The organism is Candidatus Binataceae bacterium (assembly GCA_035500095.1).
In the GTDB taxonomy this organism is placed as follows: Bacteria; Desulfobacterota; Binatia; order Binatales; family Binataceae; genus JAKAVN01.
The window spans coordinates 43648-67377 of the sequence record DATJXN010000145.1 but is presented as its reverse complement, the minus strand read 5'-3'; the positions used below and the strand labels follow the sequence as shown (position 1 = coordinate 67377).

The 23730-nt window shown below is 65.4% G+C and carries 28 protein-coding genes; 12 read left to right on the top strand and 16 right to left on the bottom strand.

What is annotated here, in order from left to right; translation table 11 throughout:
* Nucleotides 1-123: 123 nt before the first annotated feature.
* From tpx to VMI09_16050, 6 genes are read right to left on the bottom strand one after another with little or no spacing between them, the layout of a single operon-like run.
* The gene (gene tpx / locus VMI09_16075) at nt 124-645 is read right to left on the bottom strand and encodes a thiol peroxidase (GenBank protein HTQ26205.1); all 522 of its coding nucleotides are present in this window, start codon (nt 643-645) and stop codon (nt 124-126) included.
* Nucleotides 646-705: 60 nt separating this feature from the next.
* The gene (locus VMI09_16070; protein ID HTQ26204.1) at nt 706-1092 is read right to left on the bottom strand and encodes a hypothetical protein; all 387 of its coding nucleotides are present in this window, start codon (nt 1090-1092) and stop codon (nt 706-708) included.
* A 3-nt stretch (nt 1093-1095) separates the two neighbouring features.
* The gene (locus VMI09_16065; protein ID HTQ26203.1) at nt 1096-1593 is read right to left on the bottom strand and encodes a glycine/sarcosine/betaine reductase selenoprotein B family protein; all 498 of its coding nucleotides are present in this window, start codon (nt 1591-1593) and stop codon (nt 1096-1098) included.
* Nucleotides 1594-1611: 18 nt separating this feature from the next.
* Nucleotides 1612-2382: a glutathione S-transferase family protein gene (locus tag VMI09_16060; protein ID HTQ26202.1), complete on the bottom strand. Its 771-nt coding sequence runs from the start codon at nt 2380-2382 to the stop codon at nt 1612-1614.
* Between the two features lie 21 nt (nt 2383-2403).
* Complete coding sequence (locus VMI09_16055; protein ID HTQ26201.1) at nt 2404-3183, bottom strand: SDR family oxidoreductase; 780 nt, start codon at nt 3181-3183, stop codon at nt 2404-2406.
* Nucleotides 3184-3232: 49 nt separating this feature from the next.
* Nucleotides 3233-4087, bottom strand: a complete 855-nt coding sequence (locus VMI09_16050; protein HTQ26200.1) for an LLM class F420-dependent oxidoreductase — start codon at nt 4085-4087, stop codon at nt 3233-3235.
* Between the two features lie 188 nt (nt 4088-4275).
* Here VMI09_16050 and VMI09_16045 point away from each other — a divergent pair, with 188 nt between their 5' ends.
* Entirely contained in the window at nt 4276-5952 is a 1677-nt protein-coding gene (locus tag VMI09_16045; protein HTQ26199.1) for an amidohydrolase family protein, read from the top strand.
* A gap of 21 nt (nt 5953-5973) precedes the next feature.
* On the opposite strand, the gene VMI09_16040 is transcribed toward VMI09_16045, so the two are convergent.
* Both VMI09_16040 and VMI09_16035 read right to left on the bottom strand, forming a co-directional pair.
* Nucleotides 5974-6729, bottom strand: a complete 756-nt coding sequence (locus VMI09_16040; protein HTQ26198.1) for an SDR family NAD(P)-dependent oxidoreductase — start codon at nt 6727-6729, stop codon at nt 5974-5976.
* Between the two features lie 193 nt (nt 6730-6922).
* A complete protein-coding gene (locus VMI09_16035; GenBank protein ID HTQ26197.1) occupies nt 6923-7219 on the bottom strand; it encodes a hypothetical protein in 297 nt (98 codons plus the stop codon).
* 168 nt (nt 7220-7387) lie between these two features.
* Here VMI09_16035 and VMI09_16030 point away from each other — a divergent pair, with 168 nt between their 5' ends.
* Nucleotides 7388-8164: a hypothetical protein gene (locus VMI09_16030; GenBank protein HTQ26196.1), complete on the top strand. Its 777-nt coding sequence runs from the start codon at nt 7388-7390 to the stop codon at nt 8162-8164.
* Between the two features lie 4 nt (nt 8165-8168).
* Here VMI09_16030 and VMI09_16025 read toward each other — a convergent pair whose 3' ends face one another.
* The 3 genes from VMI09_16025 to VMI09_16015 all read right to left on the bottom strand — a co-directional run bounded on the left by VMI09_16025 (nt 8169) and on the right by VMI09_16015 (nt 10573).
* A complete protein-coding gene (locus VMI09_16025; GenBank protein ID HTQ26195.1) occupies nt 8169-8954 on the bottom strand; it encodes a CoA-transferase in 786 nt (261 codons plus the stop codon).
* A 69-nt stretch (nt 8955-9023) separates the two neighbouring features.
* Complete coding sequence (locus VMI09_16020; protein ID HTQ26194.1) at nt 9024-9647, bottom strand: hypothetical protein; 624 nt, start codon at nt 9645-9647, stop codon at nt 9024-9026.
* A gap of 47 nt (nt 9648-9694) precedes the next feature.
* Nucleotides 9695-10573, bottom strand: a complete 879-nt coding sequence (locus tag VMI09_16015; GenBank protein HTQ26193.1) for a CoA-transferase — start codon at nt 10571-10573, stop codon at nt 9695-9697.
* A gap of 183 nt (nt 10574-10756) precedes the next feature.
* On the opposite strand from VMI09_16015, the gene VMI09_16010 reads away from it, so the two are divergent.
* Genes VMI09_16010 through VMI09_15990 form a run of 5 tightly spaced genes read left to right on the top strand, consistent with a single transcriptional unit; the run spans nt 10757 to nt 14768 of the window.
* Entirely contained in the window at nt 10757-11581 is an 825-nt protein-coding gene (locus VMI09_16010) for an enoyl-CoA hydratase/isomerase family protein (GenBank protein HTQ26192.1), read from the top strand.
* A 38-nt stretch (nt 11582-11619) separates the two neighbouring features.
* Nucleotides 11620-11934: an NIPSNAP family protein gene (locus tag VMI09_16005; protein HTQ26191.1), complete on the top strand. Its 315-nt coding sequence runs from the start codon at nt 11620-11622 to the stop codon at nt 11932-11934.
* A gap of 34 nt (nt 11935-11968) precedes the next feature.
* Nucleotides 11969-13084: an LLM class flavin-dependent oxidoreductase gene (locus VMI09_16000; GenBank protein HTQ26190.1), complete on the top strand. Its 1116-nt coding sequence runs from the start codon at nt 11969-11971 to the stop codon at nt 13082-13084.
* A gap of 16 nt (nt 13085-13100) precedes the next feature.
* Complete coding sequence (locus tag VMI09_15995; protein ID HTQ26189.1) at nt 13101-14270, top strand: hypothetical protein; 1170 nt, start codon at nt 13101-13103, stop codon at nt 14268-14270.
* A 54-nt stretch (nt 14271-14324) separates the two neighbouring features.
* The gene (locus tag VMI09_15990; protein HTQ26188.1) at nt 14325-14768 is read left to right on the top strand and encodes an OB-fold domain-containing protein; all 444 of its coding nucleotides are present in this window, start codon (nt 14325-14327) and stop codon (nt 14766-14768) included.
* 214 nt (nt 14769-14982) lie between these two features.
* On the opposite strand, the gene VMI09_15985 is transcribed toward VMI09_15990, so the two are convergent.
* The 4 genes from VMI09_15985 to VMI09_15970 all read right to left on the bottom strand — a co-directional run bounded on the left by VMI09_15985 (nt 14983) and on the right by VMI09_15970 (nt 17981).
* Complete coding sequence (locus VMI09_15985; GenBank protein HTQ26187.1) at nt 14983-15105, bottom strand: hypothetical protein; 123 nt, start codon at nt 15103-15105, stop codon at nt 14983-14985.
* A gap of 389 nt (nt 15106-15494) precedes the next feature.
* Nucleotides 15495-16271, bottom strand: coding sequence for a hydroxyacylglutathione hydrolase (gene gloB / locus VMI09_15980; GenBank protein ID HTQ26186.1), 777 nt, complete (start codon nt 16269-16271; stop codon nt 15495-15497).
* A gap of 54 nt (nt 16272-16325) precedes the next feature.
* Nucleotides 16326-17099, bottom strand: a complete 774-nt coding sequence (locus tag VMI09_15975) for an enoyl-ACP reductase (GenBank protein ID HTQ26185.1) — start codon at nt 17097-17099, stop codon at nt 16326-16328.
* Between the two features lie 135 nt (nt 17100-17234).
* Complete coding sequence (locus tag VMI09_15970; protein ID HTQ26184.1) at nt 17235-17981, bottom strand: MBL fold metallo-hydrolase; 747 nt, start codon at nt 17979-17981, stop codon at nt 17235-17237.
* Between the two features lie 85 nt (nt 17982-18066).
* Here VMI09_15970 and VMI09_15965 point away from each other — a divergent pair, with 85 nt between their 5' ends.
* From VMI09_15965 to VMI09_15945, 5 genes are all read left to right on the top strand, one after another.
* On the top strand, nt 18067-19029 hold the full coding sequence (locus VMI09_15965) for an LLM class flavin-dependent oxidoreductase (GenBank protein HTQ26183.1): 963 nt from the start codon (nt 18067-18069) through the stop codon (nt 19027-19029).
* A 71-nt stretch (nt 19030-19100) separates the two neighbouring features.
* Nucleotides 19101-19649, top strand: a complete 549-nt coding sequence (locus VMI09_15960) for a helix-turn-helix domain-containing protein (GenBank protein HTQ26182.1) — start codon at nt 19101-19103, stop codon at nt 19647-19649.
* 100 nt (nt 19650-19749) lie between these two features.
* Entirely contained in the window at nt 19750-20217 is a 468-nt protein-coding gene (locus VMI09_15955) for a MaoC family dehydratase (protein ID HTQ26181.1), read from the top strand.
* Between the two features lie 100 nt (nt 20218-20317).
* The gene (locus tag VMI09_15950; protein HTQ26180.1) at nt 20318-21070 is read left to right on the top strand and encodes a glucose 1-dehydrogenase; all 753 of its coding nucleotides are present in this window, start codon (nt 20318-20320) and stop codon (nt 21068-21070) included.
* 70 nt (nt 21071-21140) lie between these two features.
* Entirely contained in the window at nt 21141-21650 is a 510-nt protein-coding gene (locus VMI09_15945; GenBank protein ID HTQ26179.1) for a hypothetical protein, read from the top strand.
* Nucleotides 21651-21682: 32 nt separating this feature from the next.
* Here the strand turns inward: VMI09_15945 and VMI09_15940 are convergent, their stop codons facing one another.
* The gene (locus VMI09_15940; protein HTQ26178.1) at nt 21683-23713 is read right to left on the bottom strand and encodes an ATP-dependent helicase; all 2031 of its coding nucleotides are present in this window, start codon (nt 23711-23713) and stop codon (nt 21683-21685) included.
* Nucleotides 23714-23730 lie beyond the last annotated feature (17 nt).

Sequence of the window (23730 nt, the reverse complement as noted above, 5' to 3'; positions counted from 1 at the left end):
ATTGTTTGCGAGCGGACGCGCGATGCGGATTGCACCGTCAGGCCGCTTTCTTCGCGAGGCGAGCGCGGCGGCTCTGCCGCCGTCGGAATCGACGGTCGCACGAGCCGCCGCGCCGTCCGGCGCCTAGGCTGCCGCCTTGCGCGCCGCTTCCAGAGCGGCCTCGAAGTTGGGCTGTTCGGCGACTTCCTTGACGTATTCGGCGTGAACGACGTTGTCGTTCTTGTCGAGCACGAAGACCGCGCGGGCGAGCAGATGCAGTTCCTTGATGAGTGCGCCGTATTTCTGACCGAACTCGGCCGCCCGCCAGTCGCTGGCCGTCGTGATCTTGTCCACGCCGGCCGCGCCGCACCAGCGTGCCTGCGCGAACGGCAGGTCCATCGAGATGGTCAGAATTTGCACGTCGCCGGGCAGCCTGGAAGCTTCCTCGTTGAAGCGGCGAGTCTCCGCGTCGCACACGGGCGTATCGATCGACGGGATCGCGGCGATGATTTTGACCTTGCCCTTGAACTGGTCGAGCGTCACCGGGGCCATTCCCTTGCCCACGGCGGTAAAGGCGGGCGCCTTCTGTCCGACCTTGAGTTCCGGCCCCACCAGCGTCAGCGGATTTCCGCGCATCGTGACCGCGCCCTTGCGTTCTTCAGCCATCGTCATTCTCCCTGTCAAGATTACCGGTCGCAGCGACCCTGCGCGGCGGCGGGCTACGGTTTATTCCGGATTGGCCGTCGTGTAGCGGCGGCGGCGCTCCTGCTCGACTCGATCGGCGTCGGCCTTTTTCGGCCGCGGCGGCATGAACCCGGGCGTATAGTCGGTCTCCTCCCAACGGCGATCGTTTGCGTCCCATACGTAGGGCAATTCGATGATCGTGCCAGGCCTGTTTATCGTTTCAAATGCTCTCAGCGCGTCGCCGACGATCGCGCGCTGGTTTTCCCGGTCGTCCGGCTTGCCCGTCTGATGGCCGAGCGGGTAGTTGAGAAACACCGCGCGCGGCGGATTGACGGCTTGCGTGATGTCCAGCGCCGAGGTCATGCACAGCGTCGGGATACCGGCGGCTTCGACTTCGCGGGCGATCAGTCCAACGGACTGATGGCACACGGGTCAAGCGGGCACCAGGTAAAACGCCTCCACGTTACGGCTCCGAAGCTCTTCAACAACTTTCGGCGCCAGTTCCTCGCACACCTTGCGCGCCGAGTAAATCCCGCCCATGAAAGTGAACGCCGGATCGCAGAGCTCGCCGATGCGCCCCTCGGCCTCAAACTCGCGCATCCGTTCGAGCGGAAAAACGCAGTTGGGATCCTTTTCCGCGTCTTTGGTCGGGTAGCCGAAATGCCATACGCTAAGCTCGTCGCGCCGCGCGTTCCTCGGGATCAGCCGGTAGCTCGCGTCCTCGCGATGGAACCGCGACTGATCGCGGTAGAGCACGCCGCCCGAGCTCATCAGCGCAACCTTGCATTGCGCAAGCGGCTTCTTAAGCGGCGTCCACGGCGGCGGCTCGCTGTTCACGACCCATCGATAGGGCTCGTAGGCGCTGTATAGCCCGCGCGTCCGAGGAATGTAGGCAACGGGCATTTCGATACGCTCCTTGCGGGCTTTCATCCGGCGCGCCGCCGCATCCTACGAGGCGTCGGGTGGAAACATCATCTTACCCGCATGGAATTCGCGCGCAATGAAGTCGACGAAGCCGTGCCGCACCGGCCATTCCAGCCGGCTGTCGCGCCAGTGGATACGGCCGTCGGGGCCTTCGAACTCTTCCGCGAGACTGCCCGCGGCCATCGCCGCACGCGCACGCTCGAGGTCGGCGGCAACCAGCGGGATCCCGCGCATCCGCTTCTCCCACGCCGCCAGGCGCGGAAATTCGTCCATCCGAAGGCGCATCATGTGCGCGACCGGCAGATGGCAGATCGCGGCGAGGTCGGCGAGCGAGAGCGCGCCGCCGCAAAAGAAGTCGCGGCCCTCGAGCTCGTGCTCAAGCCGCGCGAGCAACGCCGCGAACTCGGCGCGTCCCGCGTCCTGCATCGCCCTGGACTCGGGCACGCCCGAGCGCACTACGCCGAGGAAATAGCCAAAGACGGTCGCGTCGAAAGTGCGGTCGCACAGATCGTCGATCGCGCGCATCCGCACGCGCTCGAACGGATCGGTGGGAAAGATCGGCGGCCGCGGATAGGCGTCCTCGAGATATTCGCAGATGATTGTGGAGTCCGCGATCGTGCGGCCGTCGTCGAGCACCAGCACCGGAACTTCCGCGCGTTCGCTCGCCTCGCGCAGATCCGGCTTGCGATCGAGCGAGTAGCATCGCTCGACCATCTCGCACTCGATTCCCTTGTACTCGAGCGCCATCCGGACCTTGCGCGCGTAGGGGCTGGTCGCAAAGGTGAAAAGTTTCATCGGGATGCCTCGCTTTGCCGCCTAGCGCGCGCTCAGGCCGCCGTCGACGATCAGCTCGGTGCCGGTGATGTACGACGCGTCCTCGGAGAGCAGGAATACGATCGCTTTCGCGATCTCCCACGGTGTGCCCTGGCGGCGCATCGGAATGCGTGGCGCGACGCGCGCCTCGCGGTCGCCGACCAGCCGGCGCACCATCGAAGAGTTGATCAATCCCGGCAGAATCGTGTTGACGCGAATCCGGTCGCGCGCGTGCGTGACCGCCGCCGAGCGCGTCAGTCCGAGCAGCGCGGCCTTGGTCGTCTCGTAGGGCAGGCCCGAGCCGGTGCGCAACGCGGCCAGCGAAGAGACGTTGACGATCGCGCCGCCGCCGGCCCGCGCCATCTCGGGCACCGCGTATTTCATCATGAAGAACTGGCCGCGCACGTTGACGTTAGACATCGTGTCGAACTGCTCGGTGGTGGTTTCGAGCAGGCGGCCGCCGATCGCGATGCCGACGTTGTTGACCAGCAAATCGAGCCTGCCGAACGCGCCGACCGCAGCCTCGCACGCGCGGCGGCAATCGTCCTCGCGCGTGACGTCGGCGGCGACCGAATCGGCGCGGCCGCCCTCGGCGCGAATCGCCGCGGCGCTCTCGGCGGCGAGCGCCGCGGAGCGGTCGGCGACCATCACGGCGGCGCCCTCGCGCGCGCACAGGATCGCGGTAGCGCGGCCGTTGCCGATCGAAAGCGTCTCGCCCGGGTTGGGCGGACCGTCGGCGCCGCCGCCGACGATCAGGGCGACTTTTCCATCGAGGCGTCCCATCGCGGGAAACCCTCCGTCAACGCGTCGAGCGCGGCCGGCGCGGCGCCGGCTACGCGCCGAGTTTGCGCTTGATCGCCGCGTAGCCGTCGAGCATCGGCAGCACCTTGTCCGCGGGCGCCGGCGGCAGCGCGAAAATAATTTCCGTAAACCCGATCTCGATAAGCTTCTTCACTTCGTCCTCGCGCGGCGGAACACCGAACACGGAAAGCGCAAACGACTCGAAGCGGCGGCCGGCACGGCTTGCGGCCTCGCGCAACTGTTTCACGCCGTCGGCGAGCGTGTGATTGCGCCGGTAGATAGGCATCCAGCCGTCGCAGTAATCGGCCACCCGCTCGAAGCATCGCTTGGCCTCCGATCCGAGCAGCACCGGCGGCCCGCCCTTTTGCACCGGTTTGGGAAACGCGCGCATCGGCGGAAAGTTCACGAATTCGCCATGATACTCTGGCGCGTCCTTGGTCCAGATTTCGCGCATCGCCAGAATCCGCTCGCGCAAGAGCGCCCATCGCGTACGGAAGTTAGTGCCGTGATCTTCCATCTCTTCGGCGTTCCATCCGCCGCCGATTCCCAACACGAAGCGTCCGCCTGAAATCATGTCGAGCGAGGCACACTCCTTGGCGAGCACGATCGGATCGCGTTCGATCACCAGGCACACGCCCGTGCCGAGTTTGATGCGCGTGGTCGCCGCCGCGGCCGCTCCCAGCGCCACGAACGGATCATGGGTGTGCCAGTACTCCTCGGGCAGATCGCCGCCACCAGGCCAGGGGCTGCGGCGGCTCGTAGGAATGTGCGTATGTTCGGGGAAGTAGAGCGCATCGAGACCGCGTTCCTCGATCGCGCGCGCGAGTTCGATCGGCTGAATCGCATAATCGGTCGGAAACATCATCGCGCCAAAAGTCGTCGACATCGTGGCCTCCGCCAAAGTGCAGGTTGCTTCGCGAGCGGGTGACTCCGGATCGAATACCACGGCGGCAGCCGTTCACCAAAGGGAGAGACCGGCCCCGCGTTTCGCGGGTGTTGCGGCTTGCCCATGAGGGCGCGCGCCCGATACAAAGGAGATAGGCCTTCACTTCGCGCGAGGGAGGGACTTCGGCGATGGCATACGATCTCCTGATCAAGAACGGAACCGTGGTTGACGGCACCGGCGCGCCGCGCGTGCGCGCCGACGTCGCGATCAAGGACGGCGCGATCGCGGAAATCGGCAAGGTGAGCGGCGGCGCCGCGCGCACCATCGACGCCGGCGAGCTTATCGTCGCGCCGGGCTTCGTCGATCCGCACACCCACTACGACGCGCAGATTTGCTGGGACCCGCTGCTCACCTGCACCTCGTGGCACGGCGTGACCTCGGTTGTGATGGGCAATTGCGGCGTCGGGATCGCGCCCTGCAAGCCCGAGGTACACGAGGTCGCGGCGTGGGACCTGGTCAACGTCGAGGCGATTCCGTTCGCCGCGCTGAGCAAGGGCATCACCTGGGACTGGGTGAGCTTCCCCGAATTCATGGACGCGGCCGAGCGCCGGGGCGTCGGAATCAACGTCGGCTTTCTCGCGCCGCTTACGCCGTTTCGCCATTTCGTGATGGGCGCGGAATCGATGGAGCGGGCGGCGTCCCCCAACGAGACTCAGCGCATCGCGGCGCTGCTCCACGAAGCGATGACAGCGGGTGCGATGGGCTTTTCTACCACCACGCTCGCACAGCACATCGGCTTTCGCGGCCAGCCCCTCGCCTGCCGGCTCGCCAGCCGCGACGAGCTCAAGGCCTGCGCCAACGTACTCAAGGAACTCGGCAAGGGCGCGATCGAAATCGCGCTCACGCGGCGCGCGGGCCAGGTCCTCGAGGACGAATATCAACTCCTCGACTTCCTCCTCGGCGAGAGCGCGCGGCCGGTGACCTGGCTCGCGATGGCGTCGCGGCCGGACAAGCCCGAATACGCGGAACAGACGCTCAAGCGGCTGGAACCGCTGATTCGGCGCGGCGGCGTGCCGCAGGTGCTGTGCAAGCCGTTCGTGGTGCAGATCGATCTGCGCAACCCTTTCAGCTTCGCCGACATGGAGGCGTGGAACCACGTCTTCAACCAGCCGGCAGAAGCGCAGAAGCGAATCTACGCCGACCCCGCGTTTCGCGATTCCTTCCGCAAGGAGCTGACGCGGCCGCATCTGTTCACCGGCAAGTGGCATCGCGTCGAAGTGCTCGAAGTCGCAAACCCCGCGCTCAAGCCGCTTGAGCGCAAGAACGTCGCGGAAATCGCCGCCGAGCGCGGCCGCGATCCGCTCGATACTTTCCTCGACCTCGCGCTCGAGGACGACCTCAACATCCAGTACACGATGGCGCAGTACCACGAGGAGGGCATCGCGCGGATGATCGGCGACCCGCGCACGATGCTCGGACTCTCCGACGGCGGCGCGCACGTCGATATGCTGTGTGACGCCGGCTATTGCACCTACCTGCTCGGCAAGTGGGTGCGCGAGCGCCAGGCGCTGACGCTCGAGCATGCGGTCAAGCGCATCACGTCAGAGCCTGCCGACTTCTTCGGCATACGCAAGCGCGGCCGTCTCGCTCGCGGACTCGCCGCCGACGTTACGATCTTCGACTACAACACGGTTGGCTCGGCCAAGCGCGCGCACATGCAGTACGATCTCCCGGGCGGCGGACGGCGCCTGGTGATGCCCGCCGAAGGCGTCGAGTACACGATCGTCAACGGGCGCCTGCTCTACGAGCACGGGCGCGCGAGCGGCGCGATGCCGGGGCAGGTGCTGCGCTCGGGACAGTGCTGAGCGGGTGCCGCGCGGCGGCGATCAGGTTACCGTCCAGCCCGCGTCGATCACGAACGGCGCGCCGGTTGCAAATGACGCGTCGTCGCTCGCCAGGAAGAGCGCGGCCTTGGCGATCTCCTCGGGCAGACCCATCCGGTTGAACAGCGAAATCCGCTTGACCGAGCTCGGCCGCGGCGGTTCGCCATGCCTTATCCGCTCGGCCATCGGCGTCTCGATCGCGCCCGGGCAAATGCAGTTGACGCGGATGTTGTAGCGGGCGTACTCGAACGCGGCGACGCGCGTCATCGCGATCACGCCGGCCTTGGACGCGCAGTACGCAACGCTGCCGCGAATCGCGACCATCCCAGCGATCGAGGCCTGGTTGATGACCGAGCCGGAGCCGAGCTTGACCATGTGCGGCAGCACGTACTTCATTCCGAGAAACACGCCGCGCAGATTGATCGCGATGACCTTGTCGAAGGCTTCCTCGCTGGTCTGGGCGATGAAGTTCGTCTCGCCCTCGATGCCGGCGTTGTTGTAGAGCACGTTGGGCGGTCCCAGACGCTCGACCGTCGTCGCGGCCATCCGCTGCACGTCCTCGGCTTTTGCGACGTCGGCGCCGATCGCGATCGCCTCGCCGCCGGCCTCGCGGATTTCGCGCGCGACCTTTTCGACCGCGGCCTCGCTGATATCTGCCGCCGCGACTTTAGCTCCCTCGCGTGCAAAGAGCAGCGCGGTCGCCTTGCCCATTCCCGATCCGGCGCCGGTTATGAGAGCCACTTTCCCTTGAAGCTTCATCCCTGTCGATCCTCCTTGCGATCGCGGCCGGTCGACTAAACGAACGCGGTCCGCGTGACATTCCAGCGGCTCGAACCAAGCCTCTAGCCAAGGCAAGGTTCTAGCCAAGCCTCTAACATTGAAAGTCGAGAGCGGGAAAGTCCTGCCGAAGGCGCACGCCTCCGCTCGGCCCGTGCCGACTCGCGCCGGCGCGTTACATCGCCATCGGCGGCTTCTTGCCGAGATGACCGCCCTGGGCCGCGCAGGATTTGGCGTCGATCGTGACGATGAAGCCCTTGCCCTTGCACGAATTCTGGCCCTTGCAGCTGTTGTTCGCGTTCTTGCACGCGCTCTGACCTTTGCATGCGTTCGCGCCGAGACATTTGAGCTGCGCCTGCTGGGCTGACGCGCCCGGCGCGTCGGCGGCCATAAGCGCGCTCCCGGTGAACGCCATCGCAACCGCAGTGGCAAGGATCGCACCCGCTACCTTCGTCGTTCTCGCCGTCTTCATCGCAGAACTCCTTGTAGTTTCGTGCCAGTTCGTGGCACTCCCGCAAGCTCGATCGCAGATTTGAATCGACGGTGTCTGCGGGAGAGCAATGGGCCAGCGCTCGGATTTTAGTGATAGAATTGCGATCGGGAAAGCGTCGTTGCAGGCGGTCAAAACGGCGCAGTCAAGATGGGGCGGCGAACACCGGGGTTGACACTGCTCGCGGCGATGGCGCTGATGCTGGCGCCGACCGCGCCGCACGCGCAGGAACCGCTGGAAGTACAGCCGCCGGCGCCGCAATCGCAGCCGAGCTTCCGCCCGCGGCCTGTGCCGACCGCGCGGCCGCCGTTGCCGCCTTCCAATCAGCTCCAGGAAATTCCGTCCGTAATTCCTCCGACGCCGCAGCCGCCGGCCCCGGCGCCACAGCTGCCGCCGCCGCCACTTCCACCTCCGCCGCTTCCGCCGCCTCCTCCCCCGCCGCCGGCCTCGATGTTACACGCGCAGCCAATCCTGCCGGCGATATTCCGCGGATGCTGGGACGGTCGCGTCGAATTTCTCGATTCGATCGAGCGGATGCCGGGAGCGCCGAGAGTCGGCGTGTGGACGCCGAAGACGTACCGCATCTGCTACCAGCGGATCGGAAGCGGACCGTTCGAGCTGACGTTCAGCCAGGTCGGCGTCGATCCGAACATGAAGATCGTCAATCCGGCCGGGCGCATGGATTTGATTTCGACCGACGGCCGCGACGCGGCGCGGATGCGCGCACAACTGCACTTCGACGAATTTTACCTCCATCGCCGCGGCCAAACCTTCGCGGTGGACGAGGAAACGATTCTCGACTGCGCGATCCAGGGCAACGGCGCGATGCTGGTGCGCGGGCAGGTATTCGGCCGGCGCGACGGCGTCCCGTGGTTTCGCGCGAGCTGGCACGCGGTGTTCTCGCGCGTCGGCAATCTGCCGGAATAAAAAGCTAACGCAGACGGCCCGCGCTATCGACGCGCGTGCGGAGCGCCTCAAGCTCCTCTGCGGTGGGCGGCGCGGTGGTCGGCACCGACGGCGGAATCACCAGTTCGAATCCGGTGCTCTCGCGCACCGTCGCAGCGCTGACGCCCGGATGGAGCGAGCGCAGGCGCATCCGCCGTGTCTCCTCCTCGAAGTCCATCACGCAAAGCGGCGTCACGACGTACCTGGGGCCGCCGCCGGGAAGCCCCAGTTTGCGGCGCGCATCGGCGCCGCCGCTGCCCCATCCGCAGGCGCTGATATAGTCGCAGCGTTCGACCAGCAGGCGCGGGCTGTGGCTGTTGAGCACGATGTAGTAGCGGCCGACATGGGTGCTGAGCGTGGGCGTGCCGACCGAACCGGGGCCGCGAAACTTCAGGCGCCGGTAATCGGGGCCGATGCCGATCAGGTTGGTATTGCCGAAGCGATCGACCTGGACGCCGCCGATGAAGAAAACGTGTTTGCTCCAATCCTTCAGCCGGTCGAAACGATGGCCGGTGTCGCTGTATGACTCGGTCCATCGCACCACCCGCCGGTCCCATCCGAACGCAGGCATCGGGATGGTTTCGAGATCGTGGACGTTCATCCGCCCGCCGAGAAACACCAGTTCGATGTTGGGGCCGTGCATCAGATGGGCGAGGCGCACCGCCGCTTCCGCGACCGGCATCGCCACGCCGACGCGCAAAAGTTCGCCATCTTTGAGGTCACGCGCCAAAAACACCGCCATCAGTTCCTGCACGCTGTATTCGCTCGTCATGCTGTCCTCATGCTGGTCAACGGATACTTCGGCCAGATGCCCGGGGGCCCGGGCCCGATCCATCGCGCGCTAGGCCGTTGACTTGCTGTTGGCGGCCTCCGCCGCAGCGCCGCCGGCGTTGACGCGCGCCACGTAGCGAATCGGGAAGCGTGCGCTGAAGTAAAAGCCATAGATGAGCAATCCCGTCGGGATGAGAAATCCGGGAACCCGCCGGCCGAGGTTGCCGCCAACCAGCACCGCGATCGCGCCAAACCCGACGTTGACGCTGAACAGGCCGCACCAGAAGAGCGTCATGATCCAGTTCAGGCGATGGAAGATCGGCAGGTCCCAGACCTCGGGCGGCTGCTCCTCGCGCGCGTAGGCGGCGGTGAACGGGCGGCGCAGCACGACCGACGCCCACGCGGCGACGGCATAGAACGACCAGATGATCATCACCTGGTAGGTGACGAGCACGTTGGAGCGGAGCCCCATCGTCAACACCATCGCGCTCAAGAAGAACGCGAGGGTCGTCCAGTCCATCAGTTTGATCGTCGCCTGCCGGCTGAGCACCGAGAGATAGACCAGGCACATGATCATGCCGCCTGCGGTCGCGACGTCCCAGCGCCCCGCAGCGGAGGCCAAGACGTACACCAGCCAAGGCAAAAACGCGAAAAGCGCGATTACCTTGCCCGAGTATTTTTTCCCTTCCGCCACGCGCGCAGCTCTCCTTTGAACCGGAGTTTCGGATCGTGCTTCGTTGATCAGTATTCGTGCAGTTCGAGCAGCCGTTTGATGCCGATTGCTTCGAGGTACTCGGCAAGCCCCGCGGACCTGCGGCAATGACGGTCGAGGTACTCCTCGAGCGCCGCGCGATCGCCGGCGGCGGCTTTGTCGGCGGCCTGCAGGTAGGCGCGCAGATGCGGCCCATCGGTGATGTAGAAGCCGCGGCTGTAGAACGGATGGGCGCCGAAGGGCGCGCGCACGATCGCGTCGGCGTCGGCGATCGTGGTCGCCCACGGATCGGCCCGGATTTCTTCGTTCGAGACCACCTGCTCGACCTGCACGATAGTGCGGTCGGCGGCGCGATGCTGAAACAAATCGAGCCATCCGGGTCCGCCAAGATGGCGCACGTTGCCGTGGGCGTCGGCAGCGGCGGCGTGCAGCAATGTCACGTCGGGCTTTATCGGCGGCACTGCGATCAATTCCTCGCCGCGAAGAGGATCGCGGAAGAGCTTGAGATCGGGATTTATCTCCGGCAGCGAGGTGCCGACGCCGCCGCGCCACGGCATGAACGGCAGCATCTGCGCCGCCGCCTGCAATCCTGCGCACAGGATGCCCTCCTCGCACTCCCAGACTTCGATTTCACCGCGTTCGGCCGCGCGCCGGAACGACGGCAGGACGGGGATGCCTGGGCCGCCGCCGGCGTAGTAGCTCACGGTCTTGCGCACGCATCCGGCAGCGATCAGCATGTCGAGCGCAAAGCCGCTCGCGACGACGGAGAGATTGCGCACGCCGCGCCGTACTATTCCGCGCACGAGCGCCATCGGCGCAGGCTCGCCGATCGCGACGGTCATCCCGTCCTCGATCCAGCTGACGGCCTGATGCTCGTCGATGATGCGTTCGCGGCGTCCGGTGTTCATGGCGGGTCTTCTCATCTAAACAGGCGTTGACTCAAATGCGTTCCTACTCTGCTGCCAACCGATGGCGTTCGGCAAGGGCGGCAAACTGCTAACCGTCGCGCCCCGCTCTTTAGTAGGATGCCAAAATCAGCTTCGGAACCGATTCGCATCACGCCCAGCGCGGGCAACAGGAGAAAGGCCGGGATGAGTAAGTTCGAGGAATATCAGAACAAGTACAAGCACGTCACGATGGAGAGGCGCGACGGGATAATCCAGATGACGCTGCACAGCGAGGACGGGCCGCTTCGATGGGGCGGGCCGCCGCACGAGGAGTTGTCGTACGCATTTACCGACGTCGGGCGCGACCACGGCAATCGCTGCGTCATCATCACCGGCACCGGCGACGCGTTCTGCGCCGAGGTCGACCACGGCGCCGGCCGCGGCGCAACGGTAGGCAAACTCCCAAGCGGCGAGCCCGCGCCCCCGCCGCACGCGGGTGTGCGCACCACCACCTGGGATCACATCTACAACGATGCGAAGTACCTACTGATGAACCATCTCAACATCGAGGTACCGATGATCGCGGCGGTCAACGGTCCGGCGCTGATCCATGCCGAGCTGGCCGTGCTGTGCGATATCGTGATCGCCTCGGAGAACGCGGCGTTTCAGGACGCGCCGCACTTTCCCAACGGGATCGTGCCGGGCGACGGCGTGCATATAGTGTGGCCGCTGGTGCTGGGCCCCAATCGCGGCCGTTATTTCCTGCTCACCGGGCAAAAGCTCTCGGCGCGCGAGGCGCTGGAGCTGGGCGTGGTGAGCGAGGTCGTGCCGCGCGATCGCCTGGTGGCGCGCGCCTGGGAGCTGGCAGAGCTGATCGTCGCCAAGCCGGCGCTCACCGTCCGCTATGCGCGCGTCGCCATCACTCAGCAGCTCAAGCGCCTGATGCTCGACGACCTCGGCTACGGGCTCGCGCTGGAGGGCCTGGCGGCGGCGACGTCGTGGCCGGGAGCCAGGGGCTCCAAGGGCTGATATAAGGGAGCAGCGCAAAAAAAGGAGACGCGGACGCGATGATCTACGAACTTCGGACTTACACGCTGGTGTTGGGCGGAGCGCCGCAGTACATCCAGATCACCAAGGATGAGCTGCTGCCGCTGCTGGCCGAGCACGGCCTCAAACCGCTCGGCTACTGGTCAACCGACATCGGGCCGCTCAACGAGCTGGTTCACCTGTGGGCCTTCAACGATCTGAACGAACGCCAGCAGAAGTGGACCGCGTGGGGACGCGACCCGCGCCGCGCGGCGATCGTGCCCAAGCTGCGATCGCTGGTGGTCAGCCAAAGCAACAAGATCATGACGCCGGCGGAATTCTCGCAACTGAAATAGCGCGGCGCGTAACAACGCGAATACAGGAGGCCGTATGAAGCTGGGACTCTTTCTGATGCCGTCGCATCCGCCCGAGCGCGGACTGCTCGCCGGACAGCAATGGGACCTCGCCGTGCTGCGCGAGGCCGACCGCCTCGGCTACAGCGAGGCATGGATCGGCGAGCACTTCACTTCGCGCTGGGAACCCAATCCGGCGCCCGACCTGCTCATCGCGCAGGCCCTCATGCAGACGCGCCAGATCAAACTTGCGCCCGGCGCCCATCTGCTGCCGTATCATCATCCGGCCGAACTCGCCTGCCGTATCGCTTTCATGGACCATCTGGCCGAGGGCCGCTACATGCTCGGCATCGGCGCAAGCGGCCTGCCGAGCGACTGGCAGCTGTTCTGCGTTGACGGCATGAAGGGCGTTAATCGCGACATGACCCGCGAAGCGCTCGACATCATGCTCAAGGTCTGGGCAAGCGACGGCGGCGTCGAGTACAAGGGCAAGTTCTGGAGCGTGAACGTGCCGGGTCCGATGCTGCGCACGCTGGGCCATCATCTGCGCCCGCTGCAAAAGCCGCATCCGCCGATCGGAATCGCCGGGCTCAATCCGGGATCGGAAACGCTCAAGCTCGCCGGCGAGCACGGCTTCATGCCGCTCAGTCTCAATATGAGTCCGAGCTACGTCGCGACGCACTGGGACGCGGTGCTCGAGGGTGCGCGGCGCAGCCACGCGCGGCCCAACCGGCAGGACTGGCGCATCGTGCGCGAGATCTTCGTTGCCGATACCGACGAGGAGGCGCATCGCCACTGCGTCCAGGGCATGATGGGCCGCATGATGCGCGAGTACTTGCTGCCGCTGATGGCCGATTTCCAGTTCACCAAATATCTCAAGGACGACCCGTCGGTGCCCGACGACGCGGTGACGCCCGAGTACCTGTCCGATCACGGATGGCTCGTGGGGTCGCCGCGCACCGTGCGCGACAAGCTTGCGGAGATGTATAAGGCGCTCGGCGGCTTCGGGACGCTGCTGCTCTTCACCTTCGACTACGCCGACGATCGCGAGGCGTGGTTCAAGTCGATGCGGCTGATGGCGGAAGAGGTGCTGCCGCATTTTCTGGACCTCGATGCCGATCGTCACGCGCACGCAAACGCGGCGAGCGCGTAGGCTCCGGCGCGCGCCGATGGGCGAGTACAGCATCAAGGACAAGGTCGCGATCGTCGGCCTCGGCGAGACCCGCTACTACAAACGCGGCCAGGCGCCGGTCAGCGAATTCCAGCTCGCCTGCGAAGCGATCCTGAACGCGGTCGCGGACGCCGGAATCAAGGTTGCCGACCTCGACGGCTTCGCCTCTTACAGCAACGATCGCAACGACGCCGCGCGCCTCGCCACCGCGCTTGGCCTGCCGCACTACGCGTGGGCGAGCATGGTCTGGGGCGGAGGCGGGGGCGGCGGCTCAGGCGCGGTGGCCCAAGCCGCGGCGGCGGTCGCCGCGGGCTACGCCAAGTACGTGGTGGTGTTCCGCGCCCTCGCGCAGGGGCAGTTCGGCCGCTTCGGCCAGGCCGCTCCGGTCCAAACCGTCTCGGGACCCGCCGCTTACGCATGGCCTTACGGGCTGTTCGTGCCCGCGCAGTGGGTCGCGCTGCGCGTGCGCCGTTTCATGTACGAGCATCGCGTCACCCAGGATGCGCTCGCAGCGGTGGTGCTCGCCGACTACCACCATGCGCAACTTAATCCGCGCGCCGTGATGTACGGACGGCCGCTCACGCGCGAGCAGTACGACCGCTCGCGATGGATCGTCGAGCCGTTTCATCTCTATGACTGCTGCATGGAAAACGATGGCGCCGCCGCGCTGATCCTCACCAGCGCCGAGCGCGCGCGGGACCTCAAGCAGAAACCGGTGTACGTGATGGCGGCGGCGCAGGGCGCGCCGTATCGGGCGGCGGCGGCGGCCGAGAACTCGCCCGACTACGCGTCCTCGCATTTCAGAAGCCTGGCCCCGCGGCTCTACCAGATGGCGGAGATCGGTCCCGCCGACGTCGACGTGGTGCAAATCTACGAGCACTTCAGCGGCGCCGTGCCCATAAGCCTGGTCGAGCACGGCTTCTGCGAGCCCGACGGCGTGATGGATCTGTGCCGGTTCGAAAATCTGATCGCGCCGCACGGCAAGCTCCCGCTCAACACGAGCGGCGGCAATATCGCCGAGTGTTACATGCACGGCCTCGAACTCGTCAACGAAGCGGTCCGGCAGTGCCGCGGAACCTCGACCGCGCAAGTGCCCGATGCGAAGATCGCGCTGGTGGCCTCGGGCCCGATGGTCTCGCCGGTGAGCAACCTTATCGTGCGCGGATGATGCGCAGTCGGAACATCGCGCGCGCAATCGCATAGACGAAGCAGGAAAACTCGCATGGCTCAGAACCCGCCCTACTATCTGCCCGAGGGATTGCCCGCGCCAAAGGCGCAGCGCGACGGGATGGACGCCGGTTTCTGGGAGGCCGCGCGCCGACACGAGCTGGTCGTGCAACGATGCCGCCGTTGCGAGACGTTCCAGTTCGGCCCCGAATGGATTTGCCACAAATGTCTTAGCGGCGAACTCGGATGGCATCGCCTGTCAGGCCGCGGGAGGCTCTACACCTGGGTCCGATCCTGGAACCCGGTGCATCCGGCACTCAAAGACGCCGGACCGTTCATTATCGCGGTGATCGAACTCCCGGATGCCGGCAATGTTCGGATGGCCGGCAATCTGCTCGGCAACCCGATGCTGGATGCGCCGTTCGATGCCGAGGTCGAAGCGGTCTTCGAGGATCATCCGGGAGCGACGCTGGTTCAATGGAGATTGGTTAACGGATGAGCGAGCGTCTTGGTGATTAAATCGCACATCGTGCGTGCGACGTCGAAATGAACGGATTTAACAGCGAAATCGTTTCATTTTGACGGCGCTATGAAAGCAAAAACCCGCCCTGCCGGGCGGGTTCTCAACTCGTGTAGAAGACGGACGCGCCGCGTCGGGTTCTAAAGACATCCCGGCAGCGCGACACGATCCGTCGCGTTCGCTGGCGGCGATCCTACGCGGTGGTCAAATCCGAATCGATGCCGCTCGCCATCGTTCCGACGCTGTGGCCCATTACGTTATAAGCGCCCCACGCTACGACCCCGATGGACGCGATGATCAGGGCATACTCGACCATAGTCTGTGCCCGAAAACGACGGACCAATGTCTCCCGCGCGCGGACGAAAAGTACCTCAACAGACGCCATAGCACACCTCTTAGAGGTTGAGGATCTGGAATTTCCGGAACTGACTTTTGGAGAATAGATAACAGGACGTGTTCTGTCAAATGGATTTAATCGACCTTATTGGACTCAAACTGTGCTCCATTCTTCAAATGTCGGCAATGATGAGCACGTGACGTATTCGCCTATTGTTTGCTTTGCCCGATCGCGACGATTTTCAGCGGTATTCCTTGCTCGACGAAAGCCCAAAATGCGGGAGCGAAGACAAAACTGTCTAGCGCAAATTCCTACTGGATGTAGAACCGATTCAGTTAGCGGCCCGCCGGACTCGGAACCGATTTTACTCAGAACCGATCTTTAAGTTCGCGAGTCTTGGCGAAGACGGCGACCGGTTCGTCGCCGACCGACGGATCGATCTTGCGAAGGCTTGCGCGCAGTTCGGCGCTATCGGTGCGCAGGAACGGATTGAAGCGCTTCTCGTCGCCGACGGTCGACGGAACCGTGAACTTCCCCTCCGCGCGCGCCTTCCGCGTCCACTCGTACTTGGACTTGAGCGCCGCGTTGTTGGGCTCCAGCGTCAGCGCGAATTGCAGGTTTTTTTCGGTGTACTCGTGACCGCAATAGACCTGGGTATCGTCGGGCAGCGCGGCGAGCCGGGCGAGCGACGCCACCATCGTATCGGCCTTGCCCTCGAACACGCGCCCGCATCCCGCAATGAACAGAGTGTCGCCGGTAAACACGGCCTTGAGCGTCGGGAAATAGTAGGCGATATGGCCGCTCGTATGCGCGGGGATCCCGATCACGCGCCCGCGAATCGGCCCCACTACCACTTCGTCGCCGTTATCTATCTCGTCGGTCATCGCCGGAATTCGCCCGCTCTCGCCGCGCGCTCCGTAAACGCGCAACTCCGGCACCGCACGCACCAAGTCCACGTTGCCGCCGACGTGGTCCGGATGCCAATGGGTGGGCAGGACCGTCGTCAGCTTGAGTCCGCGCCGCTTCACCTCGTCGAGCACCTTGTCGGCCTCGGAACAGTCGACCACGCCGCACTGCTTGCTCGCGTCGTCGATCACGAGATAGGCATAGTTGTCCTTGAGCTGGGGCACCGCAACGATAGCCATCGCCCTGTACTCCTTGCCGAAGATTCCTGTTCGCGCCGGCACGTCCGGCGGCGTTTACAATCCGACGATACTGTAGCCGACGTCAACGTAGACGGTCTGGCCGGTGACGCCGCTTGAGAGATCGCTCAGCATCGCCGCGGCCATCTTGCCCACGTCTTCGGTCCTCATCGCGCGGCGCATCGGCGAGCGCTCCTCGACCTCGTGCGCCATGGTGAAGAAGTCGCGGATGGCCGAGGACGAAAGCGTGCGGGCGGGCGCCGCGCTGATCGCATTGACGCGGATGTTTTTCGCACCGAGATCGACTGCGAGATAACGCACGCAGGCTTCCAGAGCTGCCTTGGCGACCCCCATCACGTTGTAGTTGGGCACCGCGCGCACCGCGCCCAGGTAACTGAGGGTCAGGATCGAGCCGCCGCCGCGCGCTTCCATCAACGGTTCGGCCGCGCGCGCCAGCGCGACCAGCGAGTAGGCGCTGATCTCGAGCGCCTTGGCGAAATTGGCGCGGCTGACGGTCAGAAAGCGATCGCGCAGATCTTCGCGCTCGGCAAAAGCCACGGCGTGGACCAGCATGTCGATTCCGCCCCACAGCTCGCGCAACTCCGACATCACCAGGCCGATCTGAATGTCGTTGGTGACGTCGAGCTCGCCGACCACGAGCGCGCCGATCGACTCGGCGAGCGGGCGCACGCGCTTCTCGAGCACCTCGCCCTGGTAGGTGAGCGCGACTTCCGCGCCCTGCGCCTTGAGTTCCTGCGCGATTCCCCAGGCGAGGCTCTTTTCGTTCGCGACGCCGACCACCAGCGCGCGCTTGCCGTCCGCTATACCCATCCGGCAGGCTCCTTTGTTCTTTTTTCTGTTGCTGATGCGCCGGCCGCGCGTGCATCGAATCCGAAAGAAAATTCGGCACCCGCGCCGGCGGTTCTCCCAGAGCATAGCCAGCCCGGGGGCGCGGCACAAAACCCGTCAGGCGGTGATTTTCATCAGGTCGTCCGCCGTCTCCATCCCGACGTCGTTCATGCGCTCGAGGACTTCGCGGCCGAGATGAGTAAGAACGACCCGCCTGGCCGTGAAGCGGCCGCGGTTGCGCTCGATCGTCGGATAGTTGAGATGGAAGTCCAGGTGGTTGCTGCCGAAGTAGGTGCACTCGCACAAAAACAGGTCCGCGCCCGCGCTGAGTCCCACCAGCTCCTCCGTCCACCCGCTGTCGCCGGAAAACGCGAGCGACCTGCCGCCGGCGGTCACCCGGAAGCCGAGCGAGACGTCGGGCTTGGTGTGCGGGGTGCGGATGGTGGCCACGCGGGCCGGCCCCACGCGCGTGGTTCGTCCGGCCTCGAGCTCGACGAACCTGACCTTGCGCATCAGCGGATGCGTATTCATGCCCGGATACATGTTATGAAAAAGAGTGCGTGTGCGCTGCTCGAGGCGGCGCGGGCCGGCGATGGTGAGCATGCGCTTGCGCGGGCTCTCCCACATATACTGCAGCATCAGGAAGGGCAGCCCGGCGAAATGGTCGCCATGCAGATGGCTGATAAGGACAAAATCGATGTCGGCGGGATTGATCTGTGCGCGCTTGAGTCCCGCAAGGAGCGTCGGCCCGGCTTCCATCAGGATCAGCGCGCCACCGGCGTCGATGACATAGCCGGACTGCATCCGTCCTCCGCTGGCGAAGGCGTCGCCGGTCCCCAGCATGGTTACTCCAAGCTCGCTCACCGGCGACAGATTAGCCGATCCGACAAGCGTCCGCTATGGTACTATCCGGCTAAGCGAGAGCGGTCATAGTTAAGGAGAGATGGTTATGAAGCAGGTCAAAATTGGGGTCGGGTTCGGTCTTTGGCGGCTCGGGATGCCGACTCCGGAGACCATCGTGCACGTCGCCGAAAAGGCCGAGGACTGGGGGCTCGATTCGTTCTGGCTCTCCGACCATCTGCTCTCGCCCTCGCCCGAGCTTGACGTGGTGGCGACGCTCGCGGTGCTGGCCTCGCGCACCTCGCGCATCAAGCTCGGCCCGAGCGTCCTGCTGCTCAACTTGCGCCATCCGTTGACCGTGGCGAAATCGTTCGCCACGCTCGACTACTATTCGCACGGGCGGATGGTGATGGCGGTCGGCACCGGCGCAAACCTTGCCGACTACGCAGCGACCGGAATTCCGCTGGAGACGCGCGGGCGGCGCCTCGACGAAGGGGTCGAGGTCCTGCGCAAGGTGTGGACTCAATCCAACGTGTGCCATCACGGCCGCTTCTTCAATTTCGACAATGTCACGCTCGAGCCGCATCCGACGCGGCGCACCAACAACGACTCGGGCACGATCGACATCTGGGTCGGCGGCAAGTCGGAGTCGGCGCTGCGGCGCACGGCGCGGATGGCCGACGGGTACTTCGCGTCCTTTCTGACGCCCGACGAATTCTCACGCAACATGACGTCGATCCGCGGCTACGCGGCCGAGTACGGCCGCGCGGACGCGCGAATCGAATCGGGCCTGATCCTGCTCTGTCGGCTCGGCCCCTCGCGCGACCGCGCGCGGGCCGAACTGGAGCCGGTGGTGCGCTCGCTCGACCGCGGCGGCGAGGAGTTTTTCAGCCGCACGGTGTTCGGCACCGCCGAGGACATCATCAAGCGCGTCGACGAGTACATCACGCGCGGCCTCGACAAGTTCGTGCTGTGGCCGGTGGCCGAACCGGAGGCCTGGGCCGGTCAGGTCGAGACAATCGGGCGCGAGATCGCGGCCCACTACGCGCGGCTCGCGCAGGCAGCGGCGTAGGCGCGCGCGCCGACGCACGGTCGAGCGGCGGCGCGCGCCGTCGGATATCAGTTGCATCATGAAACGCGAGCGTGTTAGCCTCGCGCTCGATGCGCCGCAAGACCTTCGCCCATATGAACTGCTCGATCGCGCGCGCGCTCGAGCAAATCGGCGAATGGTGGACCTTCCTCATCGTGCGCGAGGCGCTGATGGGCACGCGGCGCTTCGATCAGTTCCGGGACAATCTCGGGATCGCGCGCAACATTCTCGCCGCGCGGCTCAAGAAACTGGTCGCGCGCGGAATTCTCGAACGCTCGGTCGCGCCCGGCGACGCGCGCCGCGTCGAATACCGGCTGACTGAAAAGGGGCGCGCCCTGTTTCCGGTTCTGATGGCGCTGCGCGAATGGGGCGATTCATGGGTGGTCGGACCCGGGCGCGTCCCCGTAATCGTCGTTGACCGCGTCAACTCGCAGCCGATCGAGGTCCGCGTCAGCAGCCTAGACGGACGGACGATCGAATGGCTCGACGCCAGGATGATTCCCGGGCCGGGCGCGCAGGCCGCGCTGCGGGCGCGCCTCAACCGCCCACGCAAACCCGCGGCTTCGCCCGCCAGGACCGCGCAGGGCGGAGCGCAGGAGTGACGCGCGCACGGGCCACAAATCCGCGCTTTGCGTTATTCGCGCCCGCGAAGCTAGAACAACCGCATGGCAAGGCGCTCATACCGCCACCGGAGGAAGGCCCATGGAAAGCATCCGCTTTGACGACATTGAAAAGCTGCGCTCGAAGATCAGCGCGGAATTCAGCGCGTGGAGCAAACCGATCGACGTGACACAGGAAAAGATCAATCAGTTCGCCGAGGTCACCGGCGACCATCAGTGGATCCACGTCGATGTCGAACGCGCCAAGCGCGAAAGCCCATTCAAGACGCCGGTCGCACACGGCTTTCTGACGCTAAGCCTCGTCCCGGCCTTCGAGATCCCCCGGGACTGGAACGTCACGGGTTTCCGCAACGTGGTCAACTACGGCGCGAATAAGCTGCGTTTCATATCGCCGGTTCCCGCCGGGGCCAAGGTCCAGGCGCGCTCGCGCGTAGTCGCGGTCGAAGCCAAGCCGCAGTGGACGCAGGTGACGACGGAGACCCAGGTGCAGGTGGTGGGACAGGAAAAGCCGGCGCTCATCTACGAGGGAATTTTTCTCTACGTAAAGTGAGCCGCCGCCGCGCCGCGCGTGCGTCGTTGCGGATGCTCGGCGATCGATCTATTAGGGTGACTGTGTCGCCGCCGGCCGGGGCGTCAGAGGACTTTCATCTATGGATCGTCTCAAAGGCAAAGTGGCGCTCATCTCGGGCGGCGCGCGCGGACAGGGTGCGGCCGAAACGCGGCTCTTCGTCAAAGAAGGCGCGCGCGTCGCGATCGGCGACGTGCTGGACGCCGAGACGCGCGAGCTCTCGGAAGAGGTTAATCGCGAGGCCGGTGCCCGCGTCACGCTGCCAGTCCGCCTCGACGTCACCCGCGCGGCCGACTGGCGCGCCGCGGTCGAAGCCTGCGAACGCGAGTTCGGCGGCCTCGATATCCTCGTCAACAACGCCGGGATTCTCAACGTCAAAGGCGTCGGCGATACCAGCGAGGAGGAATGGGACGCGGTCATCAATGTGAACCAGAAAGGCGTGTGGCTGGGCACCAAGGCCGCGGCGCCGGCGATGAAGAAGCGCGGCGCCGGCTCGATCATCAACATCTCGTCGATCTACGGACTCATCGGCTCGGGCGGTTCCGCCGCCTATCACGCGAGCAAGGGCGCGGTGAGACTGCTGACCAAAACCGCGGCGGTCGAGTACGCGCCGTTCAACATCCGGGTCAATTCGGTGCATCCGGGCGTGATCAAAACGCCGATGACGGACATCTTCGCCGAGAAGGACCTTGACGCGATCGCGGCGCTCGCGCCGATGAAGCGCGCGGCCCGCCCCGAAGAAGTGGGTTACGTGGTGCTGTTTCTCGCGACCGACGAGGCCTCGTTCGTGACCGGCGCCGAATACGTCGTTGACGGTGGCTACACCGCGGTCTAGCCTCGCGATTTGAGCCACCCCTGTCCGGACCGGCGAACGCTCTACAATCCGAAAACGGAGCAGGACCAACATGAATCGCAACGAGTATCTGAACGCAGTGAACGAATTCATGTATCAGGGCGAAGTGTTCGGAGAAGCGATCCTCGCAAGCTACCTCGCGCTCGAGACAGACGCGGAGCGCCGCTACAAGTGGGCCACGCTCATGCAGCTCGAGACCGAGACCAAGGCGCGGCTGCGGCCATTCCTTGCCCGGCTCGGCCTGAGCGTCGCCCAGGACGACGTGAGCGACAAGGTCGCCGGATTCGCCAAAGCGTATGCGTTGAAATCCTGGCAGCAGCACATGCAGGAAATCGGCGAGATTACCGACTTCTACATCGCAAAATTCCGCGAGATCGACGCCGCCGCGCCCGCGGAGGAGCGCGAGGTGACGCACTCGATGGTGGTGCATGAAGCGGCGATCGGCCGCTTTGCTCAACTGGAACTCGCGGGCCAGGCCGACAGTTCGCTCGAGGAAGTGATCGCGCAGCTCAAGTATCCGCTGCCCGCACCGGGCGAGGCGAAATTCGCGCGCGCGAGTTAAGACGCGGCACGATCGCGGCGCGCGTCCCGCGATTAGGACGGCTCTTCATCGGACTCCTGGAGCGACGCGGTCGGCAGGAATTCCGCCGAAACGTCCTCGAGGAAACGCGACACGCGGCCGAGCGTGTATCCCAGCGCGCGATCGAACATGTAAATCGGGTACGAGATGTACAGTTCGTCGCGCGCGCGCGTGCCGGCGACGTACATCAGGCGGCGCTCCTCCTCCAGTTCCTCCGCGCCGACACTCTGCGGCCCGGGAAAGCGTCCGTCGGCGGCCCAGATCAGAAAAACGACCCGCCATTCCAGTCCTTTGGCCGAATGAATAGTGCTGAGCGTGAGATAGCCCTCGTCCTCTTCGACCGCGAGCACGTCGCCGAGCGAATCGCTAGGGGGTTCGAGCGCCACGTCGGCCAGCATCGATTCGAGGCTGCGATAGCGCTCGGTGATGGTCTGGAAATGTTCGAGGTCGCGCTCGCGCTTGGGATAGTCGTCCGGATAGCTCTCGCGCATCAGCGGCAGGTAGTACTCCAGCGTCCGCGCGATCTGGTCGGCGGGCCGCGCGCCGCTATCGCGCCGCAACTCGGCCAGCAGCGCGGCGAGCCGCCCGGCGGCCGCCGCCGCAGCTCCACTCCCGGTCGGGCGCGCGGCGGATCCTATCGACTCGGCCGCGCGCATCAGCGCCCGCTCGGGCTCGGGTGCGGCGACGATTTCCTCGATCAGACGCTCGGCGCGGCGATGGCCGACTCCGGGCACCAGCATCAGCGCGCGCAGCCACGAGACGGCGTCGGCGGGATTGAGGACTACGCGCAGGTGCGCGAGCACGTCTTTTATGTGCGCGGTCTCGATGAACTTGAAGCCGCCGCGCTTGATGAACGGGATGTCGCGCCGCTGCAGCTCGAGCTCAAGGTCGAACGAGTGAAAGCCGGAGCGGAAGAGCACCGCGATTTCGCCCAGTTCGACACCCTGCTCGCGCAGTTCGAGGACGCGCTCGGCGACGAAGCGCGATTGCATGTGCTCGTCCTGCGCGCGAATCAGGAGTGGACGGAACTCGCCGCGGCGCTCGGCGCTGAGCACCTTGGTGTATTTGTCGGCCGCGCGCGAGATCACCTCGTTGGCGACGTCGAGGATGCCCTGCAGCGAGCGGTAGTTCTGTTCGAGCTTGACCACGCGCGCGCCGGGAAAGATCTGGGGAAAGTCCATGATGTTGCGGAAGTTGGCGCCGCGGAACGAATAGATCGACTGCGCGTCGTCGCCCACCGCCATCACGTTGCGATGGGTCGAAGCGAGCAGCCGCACCAGCTCGGCCTGGATAAGGTTGGTGTCCTGGTACTCGTCGATCATGATATAGCGGTAGGTGTCGCCGAGGCGGCGGCGCACGCCTTCATGCTGCTCGAGCAGCTCGGCCAACCGGTAGAGCAAATCGTCGTAGTCGAGTAATCCGCGCTCGCGCTTGTAGCCGTCGTAGGCGGCGGCGAGCCGCACCAGGTCGTCGCGATGCTCGGCGAGATGCGGAAAATCGAGTTCGATCTCCTCACCGAGCTCGCGGCGTTTGTTGCGCGCCATGCTGATCGCCTCCGTGATCGTGCCCTTCTTGGGAAAGCGCCGATCGCGCGAGCCGAGGCCCATTCGCGTCCGCAGCAGGTTGACCACGTCTTCCATGTCGGAGCGGTCGAGAATCGTAAAGTTGGGCTTAAGCCCGATCGCCGAGCCGAACTGGCGCAGCGTCAGGTTGGCGAACGAGTGAAAGGTGCCGCCGGCGACCGCGCGCGTGCGATCTCCCACCAGCGACTCGACCCGCCGCAGCATCTCCTGCGCCGCGCGCCGGGTGAAGGTCAGCAGCAGGATTGCGCCCGGCGGCACGCCGCTCTCGATAAGCCGGGCGACGCGGTAGATGAGCGTTCGCGTCTTGCCCGAGCCGGCGCCCGCGATCACCAGGATCGGGCCGTCGCGATGGGTCACCGCGGCGAGCTGCGAGGGATTGAGCAGCTCGGCGTACTTGATGCGGAAGGTCGACTCGTCGGTTTGTTTGCGCGCCGAGCGCAAGACGATCACTTTGTCGGCCACAACGCAACGATCCTAGC

Coding starts and splice junctions, on each gene's coding strand:
- tpx (HTQ26205.1), bottom strand. CDS start 645: ATGGCTGAAGAACGCAAGGGCGCGGTCACGATGCGCGGAAATCCGCTG.
- VMI09_16065 (HTQ26203.1), bottom strand. CDS start 1,593: ATGAAAGCCCGCAAGGAGCGTATCGAAATGCCCGTTGCCTACATTCCT.
- VMI09_16060 (HTQ26202.1), bottom strand. CDS start 2,382: ATGAAACTTTTCACCTTTGCGACCAGCCCCTACGCGCGCAAGGTCCGG.
- VMI09_16055 (HTQ26201.1), bottom strand. CDS start 3,183: ATGGGACGCCTCGATGGAAAAGTCGCCCTGATCGTCGGCGGCGGCGCC.
- VMI09_16050 (HTQ26200.1), bottom strand. CDS start 4,087: ATGTCGACGACTTTTGGCGCGATGATGTTTCCGACCGATTATGCGATT.
- VMI09_16045 (HTQ26199.1), top strand. CDS start 4,276: ATGGCATACGATCTCCTGATCAAGAACGGAACCGTGGTTGACGGCACC.
- VMI09_16040 (HTQ26198.1), bottom strand. CDS start 6,729: ATGAAGCTTCAAGGGAAAGTGGCTCTCATAACCGGCGCCGGATCGGGA.
- VMI09_16035 (HTQ26197.1), bottom strand. CDS start 7,219: ATGAAGACGGCGAGAACGACGAAGGTAGCGGGTGCGATCCTTGCCACT.
- VMI09_16030 (HTQ26196.1), top strand. CDS start 7,388: ATGGGGCGGCGAACACCGGGGTTGACACTGCTCGCGGCGATGGCGCTG.
- VMI09_16025 (HTQ26195.1), bottom strand. CDS start 8,954: ATGACGAGCGAATACAGCGTGCAGGAACTGATGGCGGTGTTTTTGGCG.
- VMI09_16015 (HTQ26193.1), bottom strand. CDS start 10,573: ATGAACACCGGACGCCGCGAACGCATCATCGACGAGCATCAGGCCGTC.
- VMI09_16010 (HTQ26192.1), top strand. CDS start 10,757: ATGAGTAAGTTCGAGGAATATCAGAACAAGTACAAGCACGTCACGATG.
- VMI09_16005 (HTQ26191.1), top strand. CDS start 11,620: ATGATCTACGAACTTCGGACTTACACGCTGGTGTTGGGCGGAGCGCCG.
- VMI09_16000 (HTQ26190.1), top strand. CDS start 11,969: ATGAAGCTGGGACTCTTTCTGATGCCGTCGCATCCGCCCGAGCGCGGA.
- VMI09_15995 (HTQ26189.1), top strand. CDS start 13,101: ATGGGCGAGTACAGCATCAAGGACAAGGTCGCGATCGTCGGCCTCGGC.
- VMI09_15990 (HTQ26188.1), top strand. CDS start 14,325: ATGGCTCAGAACCCGCCCTACTATCTGCCCGAGGGATTGCCCGCGCCA.
- VMI09_15985 (HTQ26187.1), bottom strand. CDS start 15,105: ATGGTCGAGTATGCCCTGATCATCGCGTCCATCGGGGTCGTAGCGTGG.
- gloB (HTQ26186.1), bottom strand. CDS start 16,271: ATGGCTATCGTTGCGGTGCCCCAGCTCAAGGACAACTATGCCTATCTC.
- VMI09_15975 (HTQ26185.1), bottom strand. CDS start 17,099: ATGGGTATAGCGGACGGCAAGCGCGCGCTGGTGGTCGGCGTCGCGAAC.
- VMI09_15965 (HTQ26183.1), top strand. CDS start 18,067: ATGAAGCAGGTCAAAATTGGGGTCGGGTTCGGTCTTTGGCGGCTCGGG.
- VMI09_15955 (HTQ26181.1), top strand. CDS start 19,750: ATGGAAAGCATCCGCTTTGACGACATTGAAAAGCTGCGCTCGAAGATC.
- VMI09_15950 (HTQ26180.1), top strand. CDS start 20,318: ATGGATCGTCTCAAAGGCAAAGTGGCGCTCATCTCGGGCGGCGCGCGC.
- VMI09_15945 (HTQ26179.1), top strand. CDS start 21,141: ATGAATCGCAACGAGTATCTGAACGCAGTGAACGAATTCATGTATCAG.